Genomic DNA, 13,368 nt, shown 5'->3' with positions numbered 1-13,368 from the left:
GCCATCGCACGAACGACAATCCTCCTTTTTGGGTACCCCATGCGCTGGAACGTACTGCATTCCCGGGAACTGGCCGACGCTCACAACGCCCTGCCTGATTCCACGCGCCAGGCCGGGGCCATCCTCGTGATGCCCAGCACAGACGAGGCCATGGCGCTGCGTGCCGCAAAGCAGATGTCCGGCCGTGCGGGGGTGGAAGATGCCCTGGTGCTGGTCGTCCTCGATGACGAACGCGAAGGCTTTATCGAGCTGGCCAACCGCGCTTATCGGGCTACTTGCAGCACCTTTTTTGGCTACACCGCGCAGGATGCTTTTGCGGGCAGGCGGTGGCTGGCCTTGGCCCAGCAGGCGCTGACGCAGCGGAACAAAGGGTTCTTCGGCTTCAACGACGGCAAATGGGCCGGTTTGCTCGCATCCTTCGGGCTGGGGCGGCGTGTCTGGCTCGACCAGCACTACGACGGCGACCTGTTCTTCCCCGGCTATACCCAGCACTACGCTGACACGGAATTGACGATGCTGGCCATGGGCAACGGGCAGTATTGCCATGACCCCCACGCCGTCTTGATCGAGGTCGATTGGGACAAGGAAACCCGCCCACGCCCCGTCAACCCCTTCGATAAACTGCTTTACGCACAACGCAAAACGGGCTGGCTGCGCGCCCACGTGGCCCAGCCGGACTGCCTGGAGCTTTTTCAATGACCACTCTCTGCATCGCAGGCAATCGCCCGCACGATCTCGCTTCCCTCTTCGACAGCTTCGCCCGCGCAGGCATGGCGCCGCCGCAACCCCTGCAACGCGACGCCAACGTGACCTTCGCCACCTGGCTCGACCGCGTCTGCGCCGCCCACCCCGCGCCGGAATCGGAGGACGAGCACCCCGGCGCCACGCCGAGCCGTTTGTGGGAGCAATTGGCCGTCGACCTGATGCTTGCGAACCTCGACACCCCCCTCTGGGGCTGGGCCGACGTGCGCAATGTCGAAACGCTGGAATTCTGGGCAGGGCTGGATACGGGCATTTGCTTCGTCCTGCTGTGCCAAACCCGTGCGCAGGCGCTCGAAGCGATGACGGTCGATGGCCCTGCGGGGCAAGATGCCGCAGCAGCCTTGGCGACGTGGCATCACCGCCATCAGGCGATGCTGCGCTTTCATCTGCGCCACCCGGATCGCAGCATCCTGCTGTGGGCGGATCACGCCCTGTCACACCCCCACGCGCTGATGGCAGAGGTACAGCGCCGCTGGGGGCTGGCGCTGGATGCGTCCACCACTTCCGCCAGTCTGGCTACCCCCACCAACCCCGTGCTACACCACCTCTGCGCCCACATTGCCGCGCAGCACCCGCAGCATGAGGAGCTGGAACACGAAATCGAAGGCAACGCCGAACCGCTGGATGGCATGGATGGCCCGGATGTCGCTACCAGCCCGCTGGATCAGCCCGCGCCGGATATGGGGGCCTTGCTACAAGGCTACCGAACGCTTGATGAACGGGGTCGCCACTATGCGCAAGCCGTCGCGCAAGTCGAGCAACGCGCCGCGCAACTGCGCCAAGCCCAGGATGATGTGCAACGCCTCTCTCGCTTGGTCGAGGAAAAAACCAAGCAGATCCTGACTGCCGAAGTCCACCTCAGCGCAGAAGTGCGCACGCGCCAGGCCGCCGAATCCGACCGCGCCACCCTCGCGCAGGAGCAGGGGCAGTTGCGCCAGCAGCTTGAAGAGACCCGACAGGAAAACGACTTGCTCCTCGAACAGCTCCACGGCATCCAGGAGGAACTGGAGCGCTATTACGCACGCCAGCGCGGCGACCAGCCCGGCACGGCGCGGGATGCGCTCCACCAGCTTTCCCGCGCGCTCGAAGAAAAGTCCCGCCACATCCACGCGCTGGAATTGCGGCTGGAAGAAGAAACCCGCGCCCGCGCCGAAGCCGTGGCGCAGTACGCAGCCTTGGCGGAACAAAGCGCCCGCGCCCTGGAAGAACGCGACCGCAAGATCAAGCTGATGGACAACCACATCGACGGAGCGGCCCGCGCCCAGGCAGAGGCTTTTGCACTGCACCAAACCCTGACTATCCGGCAAAACCAGGAGTTGGAGGAACAAGCACACCGTATTCAGGAGCTGCAACAGCGGCTGGATACGGAAACCCGCGCCCGCGCCGAAGCCGTGGCGCAGTACGCAGCCCAAGCCGAGCACAGCAAACAGGCTTTGGACGAACGAACCCGCCAAGTGCAAGCGCTGGAAAAACGCATCACGGAAATTACCCACCAGCAGCAAGCCAGCGCCAAGCAGTGCGAGGCACTGACCAAAGCCCATGCCCAAGACAAGGCTGCACTGCAAGCCCAACAGGCCAGCGCAACCCAGGAATTGCAAAAGCTCCGCGCAGACCACGCCGCAGCCGCCCAGGAAAAAACCCGGTTGGCCGACCAACTTGACCAAGCCCGCCATGCGCAGACCGATACCCAAGCCAAGCTGACCGAAATCCAAAAGGAAAACGACGAAATCATTCGCCAACTACACCTGGTGCAGGAAGAGCTGGAGCGCTACTACCTGCGCCACCGTAGCGCCAGGGAAGAGCTGGATCGGTTGACCGCCCACTGGACGCGGGTCATGCGCCCGCACCCCGACTGGGTGTACGCCGAACGTTCCGAGCACGCCGAGCACGACAGCCCCGATGCCCGCGTGGACTGGACGTTCCACCAAGCCAGCGTGGGGGAACGTACCTTTGACTCACTGCGCCTATCCACCGTCGTCGAGCAGGGGGTAGCAGGGCTGGTTCTTGCGCACGAAGGGGGGCCGCTGCTGCACTGGCCGCTCAGCGCGCGGGAAGAACCGCAGCTCACAGTGCTGCCCGTTCGCGGCGAAGGCCACGCGGCCAAGCTACGCGCCGCGCACCTGCTGCACCTTTCTGCAAGCGACTGGGACTTCTGCTTGGCCGTACCCAAGTTGCTGACCCAGGCGCTCGATGCCCCCGACCAAACCTTGCCCGCCGCACGCATCCACGCCCTGCGGGAAGGGTTGGCGCGCCTGCTGCAAGTGCTACACAGCATGCATGGCCTGGTGCGTTTCGATACGCTGTCGCTGGTCGGGCATTCGTCCACCCCCCAACGCTGCGTGCTGGCGCTGCGTCTGCGGCCCATGCACTTTTTGCATCACCGCGCCGAGAGCTTCGAGTTCCAGGTACAGGCCAATCGCCTTGCTACAGGGGTGCTGGACAGCGCGCATCTGATCTTTGCGCAATCGACCCTGGGCGCACCGTTCGAGGGATGGACCTCGAACGTCCCCAACACGGCGGGGGAACCCGTGATGGCGCTGCGTCTGGCACCCACGGGGTGGGACGCAGAGCACTTTGCCGCGCTGCCCAAGGCCGACCGGCATTTCGTCGTTGCGCTCGTCGCGCAGCTTACGGTGGTGTTCGTCGCGCTGCAAGCGCAGAAAGTGCAGGCATCCACCCCGTGGAAGGACTGGATCGACTGGGCCAACGCCCTGCGCAAATGGGCCCAACACCAGCCTGCCCCGGCGCCTGAACCCGCTGCGGCGGCTCCGGTTCCTCCTGCTCTCGCGCCTTCTCCTCCCACTCCTTCCGCCCCTTCCGCTCCGCCCGCATCCACTGCTCCCCAGCCTACTGCTTCGGCGCCGCTGTCGGGTACGGTGGCAGCGCCCACCCCGATTGCCGAGGATGCGCCCCCGGCAGCGCGAATCCGCCGTCCCCGTAAGGTGGCTACCTCGACCACCCCTACCACCAAGCCCCACGCAGCAACGGTTCCCACTGCGCCTACCGCTATGCCCACTGCACCGGTACGCCGTCCCCGCAGCAGCACGGCGCCCGCAGCCCCAACGCCTGTGCCTGCCGCACGCGCTCCACGCACCAAGAAGGGAGGCTGATCATGGCTGATCGTCCCACGGCAGATGCCCTGTCTGCCCCACCTATCGAAGACTCCCCCACAACCCGCAGGAGAAGCGAAAGCCGCGATGCCGTGTTCTCCCTGCCCCCCGGCGATTTCCCCACGGGGCCGCTGGCCAGCGTGCTGGGTGCCTTGCGCGTGCCCTATCCGCCGCACCGCGTAGTGCATGTCGGCGCCGGGGCGGGGCATGGGGACGTACATGTCTGGAAACACTGGCACGTGCCTTGCGGGGTGTGGATCGATGCCGACGCGCAACGCATGGCTTGGGCGCATCTGCCCGCGCTGGCGCAGCAGCAGCACGTGGTTTGCGCAACGCTTTCGCAAACGGCGTGTGAAGCGTCGTTTTACACCGCAAGCATTCCCGAAGCAGACGGGCTACTCCCCCCGCAACGGCTGACTCCCATCTGGTCGCACGTGCGCACCAAGCATTCGCGCACGCATTCAACGCAACCCCTCGACGCCGTGTTGCAGCAAACGCTGGGCGCGCCGGAGTGTTCCCCCGCTACCCTGCCGAGCGGCTGGCTGCTGCTCGACTGCCTGCCCGCGCTGGACATCCTGCTCGGCGCCGGGGAGACGCTGCGACACACCACCCTGGTATGCGCACGCTGGTGCGAAGTCGACGTGGCGGAATCCGACCCCCTGCACGGCGCAAGACTTGCCCCCGTGCGCGCAGCCCTGGCGGAACGGGGGCTGGTGCTGGCGGCCATCATCCCCGGCGCGCATCCGCGCATGGGCCATGCCGTGTTCGTCCGCGCAGCACCGCAACCCGCAGCCCCCAGTGCTGCCATCGCAGGCCAGGCAACAGCCCCCATAGCAGCCCCAGCAGCCCCAGCAGCCGCGTCCTCGGAATCACCCGCCGTACCAGCATCCCCAGCCCCCTCCGACACCCCATCCAGCCCCGTTCCCCAAGACATTGCCCGGAGGATTGAGGCCCTGACACGCGAAAACACCGCCCTGCTTGCGCAGCGTGCCGCATTGCAAAAGTCGCTGGAAGAACAAACGCGGCTCTGCACCGAGGAAGACACCATCGTCGCCGGGCTACGCACACAGCTCGAAGAAGCGGGAGCCAACCGCATGCGGCTCGTCGCGGAAAACGCCGAACTGTCTCAGACCCACGCCCAGCTTGCCAAGCGGCTCGAATCCCAAGCGCAGGAAGCAGGCCGCACGCAAGAATCGTTATCGGCCAAAGTCGCCTCGCTCGCTGCGCAGCGCGACGAACAAACCCGGCTTGCGCAGGAATACCAGAACAAGATGGATGCCTTGCAACACCAATGGGAAGCGTGCGAGGAACGCCACCGCCAAAACCAGGCGCAACAGCAGGAAAGCCACTTGCGCCAGCAACAGTTGCAGGAAGAACTGCTCAAGGCCGAAGCGCAGATCGAGTTGATCAAAGACTTGCTGCTGCGGGACACAGGCTTGTAGGGCACAGGGGCACGCCATGGTTCCCCAGCTCACCGGTCCGCAATGGGAAGCCCTGCTGCGCCGCTACGACGTGACCGGGCCCCGGTACACCTCGTACCCCACGGCGGATCGGTTCAGCGATACCTTTACCGCGCAGGACTACCGTGGCGCGCTGCTGCGGCTGGCGGACGCACCGCAACCGGAACGCCGCCCGCTATCGCTGTACGTGCATCTGCCTTTCTGCCAATCGCTGTGCTACTTCTGCGCGTGTAACAAGATCGTCACCCGCCACCACGACGTGGTCGACGACTACCTGCAACGGCTGCGCGAAGAAATGGCCCTGCACGCCGCGACCCTGGGTGGGCGCTGGCCGGTACGCCAGTTGCACCTGGGCGGGGGCTCGCCGTCTTTTCTGCACGATGCCCAGCTCGGCACACTCATGGAGATGCTGCGCGAGCACTTCGACGTGCAGCCCGGCTGCGAATGCGCCATCGAACTGGACCCCCGCGCCGTCGATGCCGCGCGGCTGCGCGTACTGCGGGAACTGGGCTTTGATCGCATCAGCTTTGGCGTGCAAGACTTTGCCCCCGCAGTGCAGCAAGCCGTACACCGCACGACGGATCCCGCGCAGGTCGATACGCTGATGCAAGCCGCACGCGATCTGGATTTCGCATCGGTCAACATCGACCTGATTTACGGCCTACCGCTGCAAACGACGGAATCCTTTGCCCATACGCTGGAGCACCTCGTTCGCCTGCGCCCGGATCGGGTGGCGGTCTACGCCTACGCGCACCTGCCGCAGCGCTTCCCTTCCCAGCGCCGGATCGACGAATCGGCGCTGCCCGATGCAACGACCAAGGTCTCGCTACTTGCACTGTCGATGTCCCTGCTCACCGGCGCGGGGTACCAGTACATCGGCATGGATCATTTCGCCCTGCCCGGCGACGCGCTGGCCGTTGCCCAACGCGAAGGCCGCTTGCAGCGGAACTTTCAGGGCTACAGCACGCACCCCGACTGCGATCTGATCGGGCTGGGGGTGTCCGCCATCTCCAAAGTCGGCATCACGTACAGCCAAAACGCCAAGACGATCGAGGAATACGCCGGGCGCGTGACGAACGGCGAATTCGCCGTAGTGCGCGGCGTGGCGCTAACGCGGGACGACCTTGTCCGCCGGGCCATCATCATGGCGTGGATGTGCCAAGGGCGCGTGGACTTTGCGGAGATCGAGGCCGCGCACCTCGTCGACTTCCGTCGCGACTTCGCACGCGAAATCGACCTGCTGCGCACCGCCAGCGAAGAAGGTCTGGTGCGAATCGACGACGACGCATTGATCGCCACGGACACTGGCAGCTTCTTTCTGCGCGCCATTGCCATGGTCTTCGACCGCCACCTGGCCGCCCAGGGAACAGTGGGACGGTTTTCGCGCATTTTGTAGCGCAAGGGGCTATCGATACGGCACTAGCAAAGTGAAAAACCACACCCTTGGGAATAAATATGAATATCGATATCAACGATTCACCTCTCCAAGGAAACAGGACTTGCCATTGTCGAAAGCTGCTTGATTCCCTGACCCTGGGTGTCGTCTTGCAGGATATGGACGGCACCATCGTGTCCGCCAATCCTGCGGCCCAGCACATCCTCGGCTTGACCCTGGATCAAATGCGTGGGGTGAACTCCATAGACCCACGCTGGAAGGCTACCCATGAAGATGGCTCTCCGTTTCCGGGGGAAGAGCACCCTGCCATGGTTGCCTTGAGAACGCAAAAACCTGTGCTTGATGTGGTGATGGGTGTTTTCAACCCCAAGATAGAAGCACAAACCTGGATCAACATTCGCGCATTCCCCATCATCGACGATACCAATGCTCGCCTCAGTGGTGTGTATGCGTTATTTGAAGACATCACCAAACTGACACTGGCCAACAAAAATACACAGGAAAGCGAAACACGATTTCAATCCCTATTTTCTTCCATGTCTGAAGGCGTGGCATTGCATCGGCTTGTCTATGACGCCAACGGGCAGGCTATCGACTACACCATCCTGGAAGTCAATCCGGCTTTTGAGCGTCAAACTGGAATGCCACGGGAAACGGTTGTGGGTCAGCGTGCATCGCAAGCCTATGGAACCGGTGTAGCCCCTTTTCTAGACATCTACACAAAAACAGTTCTAACCCATGAATCCATCAAGTTTGAAAAACAATTCTTGCCATTGCAGCGGATATTTCAGATCAAGGCATTTGCATTTGGGCCAGATTGCTTTGCCACCATTTTTGAGGATATCACCGAACACAAACGAGTAGATGATCAACTGCGAGCCAGTCAGGCAATGCTTTCCCGAACCGAGAGCATTGCGCACATTGGCAGTTGGGAATGGGATATTGCCACAGACACCGTAACATGGTCTGATGAATTGTTCCGCATATTTCAACGTGACCCATCCCGTGGCGCGCCGTCTTTTGCAGAACATCCCACACTGTATGCGCAGCCAGATCTACACCGACTGCAAGAAGCCGTGCAGATTGCCTTGAGCCAGGGCACACCGTACGAACTGGAATTGCGCGCCATTCGCGAGGATGGCATGGAACGGATTTGCTTGGCCCGTGGTCACGTGGGACGCAATGCCAATAATCAGGTCGAACGTCTGTTTGGATCTTTGCAAGATATTACCGAACGCGCCCAAACCCGTACAGAACGTGACCATTTGCTCAAAATCGTCGAAGAAGCGCCAGAATTCATTAGCATGGCGACTTTAGAATACAAGTTTGTTTTTTTGAACAAAGCCGGCCTCAAGCTGGTAGGACTTCCTGAAGATATCAATGTCAGAACCCTATCTAGCCAGGATATCCGTCCCCCTTGGATCATGAAGAAGATCATGGAGGACATTGTCCCCACCGCGTTGCGTCAAGGCTGTTGGCAGGGCGAAACCGTGTTGCTGCATCGCGATGGCCACGAAATACCGGTGTACCAATTGTTGTTCGTGCAGCACGATGAATTTGGCAATCCGCAGTATTTGTCCACGGTCATTCGCGATATTTCCATACAGAAAAATTATGAAATGGAACTGACCCAGGAAAAAGAAAATGCAGAAGCCGCCAATCTGGCAAAAAGCAGATTTCTGGCCACCATGTCGCATGAGATTCGCACGCCCATGAATGGCATTTTGGGGATGGCACAGCTCCTATTGATGTCTGAATACACCGAAGAAGAGCGACGCGAATATGCCAGAACCATTCTTGTATCAGGCCAAACCCTGTTGACACTGCTGAATGATATTTTGGATCTTTCCAAAATCGAAGCCGGCAAATTGCAGCTCGACAGCATCGTTTTTGATCCTGCGTCACTGCTCCATGAAACCTGCGATTTATTTGCCGTCGCAGCGCAGGCAAAAAAACTCACGATGGAGTATCAGTGGCATGGCACCCCCGGATGCCGTTTCAAGGCCGATGCGTACAGGATACGTCAGATGCTCTCCAACTTGATCGGCAACGCGATCAAATTCACAAAAAGTGGCAGTATCCATATTGACGGAATGGAATGGGAAGGCAATCACAATTCCGTCATACTGGAGTTTGCAGTCCGGGACACTGGCATTGGCATACCCCCGGAAAAAATGAATGTACTTTTCCAGCCGTTTTCACAAACAGACAATTCCACCACGCGCCAATATGGTGGAACCGGTCTAGGTTTGTCGATTGTTCGTACGTTGGCCCAACGCATGGGCGGCGATGTGGGCGTGGAAAGCACCATGGGCGACGGCTCAATATTCTGGTTTCGCGTACGGGCGGAACTGGTTTCCCAGAATCACGAAAGTCGTTGTGCCGACCGCAAGAAGTATGACAAAGCAGAAATCACTGCGGCACTATCGAATCGGAAGATTCTGGTAGTGGAAGACAATGTCGTCAATTGCATGGTGATCGAGTCCATTCTGGACAAGCTGGGGCTGAACGCCACGGTTGCGCATGACGGTCAGCAAGCGGTCGATGCCATCATGAACGGAGATTGCCATGACCTGATCTTGATGGACATACACATGCCGGTCATGGACGGTTACTTGGCCACAGAACGCATACGCGAATGGGAGGCCACCAACAATCGGCCACGCATCCCCATTATTGCCCTCACAGCCGATGCGTATGAACAAGACCATCAGCATTGCCTACAAGTAGGAATGGATGATTTCCTGACCAAGCCTGTTGTGATCCATGATTTGCAAACGGCTTTGGTTCGATGGCTATAACTTGCATCCCTGGTAACCCATAGACTTTTTGACACAATTCAACCAGTTCTGACGAAGACAAAGAAATAATAAGTTCTATGAACACACCCCATCATCCAAGGTACTCTCCCACTTCCCGTGTGGTAACTCCTGTCACTTTGGTCTTGGCGGCACTGATGTGCCTCCTGCTCATGATTGGGTACTTCTTGCGAGTCAGCTATCGGCATGCGATTGTTGCTGCAGAAAGCGAGACTCGCAACTTGGTTGGGGTTATGGAATCGAGGTTATCAAGCGAATTTTCCCGTATCGATGGAATGCTCACATTCATCACGCATGAAGTGCAGTCGGAACCTTTTCACAGTCGATCTGCCGCCGTTGCTGCCGCGAAGACACAGCACCTCATTCGGATGGTGACCACCTTCCCAAAACTGGCAGGACTATTTGCCTTTGATGCCGAAGGAACCCTGCAAATGGCTTCTACACCCAATGTAATACCTTATAGCGTTGCCGACCGTCCCCATTTCCGCACGCTGCGTGACAATCCAACAATCCATCTTGTCTTTTCAGAACCACTCTTATCACGCTCCACCGGCAAATGGTCGGTGATTCAGGCTCGGTCCATCCGTGACGATGCAGGGCGATTCCTCGGCACCGTCCATGCTGTGATTCATATCGATACATTCTCGGATTTGTTCCGCAGCATTGATGTAGGCCCCGGTGGCGGAATAGGGCTGCGGCGCGTCGATGACTGGAAACTGATCGCACGCATCCCGCGCTATGACCAAAAAGACTTCAACCAGCCATTGCCCGCAAACCATCCTATCTCCCGTCTCCTTGCGTCTGGCGCCCGGCAGGGCACGTTGGCATATACGGCAAGCACCGATGGTGTGCAACGCATCGCCAGTTTCTCCAGGTTGGATGATCGCTTCCCGTTTTATGTGCAGGTTGCTTTTGCCAAAGACCATTATTTGGCGGCATGGCGGCGGGAGGTGTTCTGGATTGGTTTACTCGTCATACCTTTATTTCTGGCTTTCGGAATAGCTCTTTTCCGTCAGCATCGAAGCAACCAGTTGGCGCAGATTGCTGCGGAAAAATTGGAATACCGGCAGGCACTGTTTAGCGCCTTGTTTGATCAATCTACTTTATTGGCCGGAATTCTGAGCAGCGATGGTCATTTGCTGGAGGTCAATGACAGAGCTTTGGCCGTAATCGGAAGCAGTCGAGAAAAAGTCACGAATCGCTATTTTCCGGATTGCCCCTGGTGGTCGGAACCCGCAGATTGCGCCCGTCTGAAAGCCGGTATCGAGGCAGCCCAATCTGGAGCATACTCTCGCTTTGAAGTGATGCACCCCACAGCGGACGGAAAAAAGATCGATGTACTGCTCAATATCCAGCCTGTGCAGGTAGGTACAAAGTATTTCATCGCCGTCACCGGGATAGATATTACAGAACGGAAACAGGCAGAACAAAAGCTATTTAGAGAAAGCAAAAAAAACAAGGCACTACTGCGCAATGCCAGCGACGGCATTACCATTTTGGACGCATATGCCAACGTCATGGAAGTCAGCGACTCGTTTTGTACCATGCTGGGCTACTCGCGTGACGAGTTGATTGGAATGAACCCATCCCATTGGGATTGTGGTTTTCATAATCATGATGAACTGATAGAGGCTTTCAGCCATCAGTTGCAAAATCCAACACACTCGCTAATGCAGTCACGTCACCGTCGTAAGGATGGCAGCATATACGATGTCGAAATCAGTAGCCAACCAGTCGATTTGGATGGTCATCTGGTGCTATACGTCTCCCATCGCGATATCAGCGAGCGGATCCAAGCGCAACATTTGCTTCAGGAACAGGAAAAAGCACTGCGGCATAGCGAAAGTTTGATGGCCGCGTCCCAAAAATTAGGCGGTACAGGTTCGTGGGAATATGACCTGGATACCCAAAGCATCAGTGCATCGTCCCATTGCCTTACCACATTCGGGTATCCGCCAGACGAAAAGGATTACCCTCTGGATGTGTGTCTCGCCTGCATTCCGGAGCAAGAGCGTGTGCTCCAAAATATCACGGATGCCATCCGCCAGGGGGGAGCGTATGAAGACGAATACACCATTATCCCCATTGATGGATCGCCTTCCAAAATCATCCATGTCATAGGAAAAATCGACACAGACGAACAAGGCATAGCACGCAAAGTCCTCGGTTTCATGCAGGACATTACGGAACGCAAGTCCGCAGAAGCAAAATTATCCCAATTGCTGGCAGATCAGAATGCCATTTTGCAAAGCGAAGCCGTGGGCTTTGCAATCATGCACGAGCGCGTCGTCAATTGGGTGAATCCTGCTGCTGCCAATATGCTCGGCTATGAATGCCATGAATTGGCCAACCAATCTTCCCGCATCATCTATCCGGATGATGCTGCCTATGAAGAATTTGGTCATAATGCCTATATTCAAATCCAGGCTGGCAAGGTTTTCCACAGCCAATACCAATGGCGCCACAAGGATGGTTCCTTAAAATGGTTTGATATTTCTGGCGTGCGTCTGCCCTCCAGCGACACTACAACGATCTGGGCCTTCGTGGATATTACCCCCTTGAAACGTACTGAGGCCGATCTAAGAGAAGCCAAAATTGCCGCCGAAGCCGCCAGCGTCGCCAAAAGCCGATTCCTGGCAACGATGTCACATGAATTACGTACCCCCATGAATGGCATATTAGGTATGGCGCAGCTTTTGTTGATGCCCAACTTGACAAATAGTGATCGCATTGAATACACAGAAACGCTATTGAAATCTGGCCAATACTTGTTGGCGCTGCTCAATGATATTCTCGACCTCTCAAAAATCGAGGAAGGAATACTACAGCTACATAGTGAAGAATGGGAACCCCATGCCCTTCTTCGTGAAACACAATTGCTGTTTTCTTGCGCAGCACAGGCCAAGGGCCTTTCATTGCACTATGAATGGCAAGGCACAAAAGAAAGCAAATACATCGCTGATATCCAGCGAATCCGTCAAATGATTTCGAATCTTTTAGGAAATGCTATCAAATTCACCAATCATGGTGGAATTCAGATCATAGGAACAGAAGTGGAACGAGATGGCGATTCTGCGCTATTGGAATTCTCTGTTCACGATACAGGAATAGGAATCCCCCAAGAAAACATCGGTCTGCTATTTCAACCGTTTTCTCAAACCGACAATTCCAGCACAAGAAAATTTGGCGGATCAGGTCTGGGCCTGTCGATCGTTCATCGTCTGGCAAAAATGATGGATGGGGATGTAGGGGTCGAAAGCGTTGTCGGTCAAGGCTCCAGATTTTGGTTTCGTCTGCGAGCCAAACTATTCGCCAGGAATAATAACGACAGCAGTTCTGCGATGCGGCAAACCACCAGCGCCCCCGACACCGCCACCAAAACGGAATCGTTGGCAGGACGGCAAATCCTGGTGGCCGAAGACAACCCGGTCAACCGCATGGTCATCCAGTCTTTGCTCACGACGCTAGGTATCCAAGTAACGAATGCCCACGACGGCAAACAAGCACTGGACACCATCACCCTAGGCGTTCGTCCCGATGCGATTTTGATGGACTTGCACATGCCCAATATGGACGGATACCAAGCCACACGACTGATACGCAAATGGGAACGAGACAACAACCTGCCACGCCTATCTATCATTGCCGTGACAGCCGATGCGTACGAAGAAAATCGTCAGCATTGCATAGCAGTGGGTATGGATGATTTTTTGACCAAACCCGTCACTGTCGATGCACTGCAATCGACTTTGCACAAGTGGATTCCTATATCCCGATCCAACTAAAGGGTTCCGGAAAAATCCTATGGCCCTTTTTGTATA

Annotated in this window: 6 protein-coding genes; all 6 read left to right on the top strand. The window is 57.7% G+C overall.

The genetic code is table 11. The features are described from left to right. Positions 1–39 precede the first annotated feature (39 nt). The 6 genes from CENROD_RS10495 (at position 40) to CENROD_RS12675 (ending at position 13,332) form a co-directional block, all read left to right on the top strand. A complete protein-coding gene (locus CENROD_RS10495; RefSeq protein ID WP_022775953.1) occupies positions 40–699 on the top strand; it encodes a hypothetical protein in 660 nt (219 codons plus the stop codon). Next, positions 696–3,872: a coiled-coil domain-containing protein gene (locus tag CENROD_RS10490; RefSeq protein WP_022775949.1), complete on the top strand. Its 3,177-nt coding sequence runs from the start codon at positions 696–698 to the stop codon at positions 3,870–3,872. Before CENROD_RS10495 ends, CENROD_RS10490 begins: the two co-directional genes overlap by 4 nt. Positions 3,873–3,874: 2 nt before the next feature. Then, a complete protein-coding gene (locus CENROD_RS10485) occupies positions 3,875–5,314 on the top strand; it encodes an FkbM family methyltransferase (RefSeq protein WP_022775948.1) in 1,440 nt (479 codons plus the stop codon). 16 nt (positions 5,315–5,330) lie between these two features. Beyond that, positions 5,331–6,728, top strand: coding sequence for an oxygen-independent coproporphyrinogen III oxidase (gene hemN, locus CENROD_RS10480; protein WP_022775944.1), 1,398 nt, complete (start codon positions 5,331–5,333; stop codon positions 6,726–6,728). Between the two features lie 59 nt (positions 6,729–6,787). After that, positions 6,788–9,529, top strand: a complete 2,742-nt coding sequence (locus CENROD_RS10475) for a PAS domain S-box protein (RefSeq protein ID WP_022775940.1) — start codon at positions 6,788–6,790, stop codon at positions 9,527–9,529. Between the two features lie 170 nt (positions 9,530–9,699). Next, entirely contained in the window at positions 9,700–13,332 is a 3,633-nt protein-coding gene (locus tag CENROD_RS12675) for a PAS domain S-box protein (RefSeq protein WP_187292299.1), read from the top strand. Positions 13,333–13,368 lie beyond the last annotated feature (36 nt).

Source organism: Candidatus Symbiobacter mobilis CR (assembly GCF_000477435.1).
In the GTDB taxonomy this organism is placed as follows: domain Bacteria; phylum Pseudomonadota; class Gammaproteobacteria; order Burkholderiales; family Burkholderiaceae_C; genus Rhodoferax; species Rhodoferax mobilis.
This window is presented reverse-complemented; position numbering and strand designations above follow the sequence as displayed.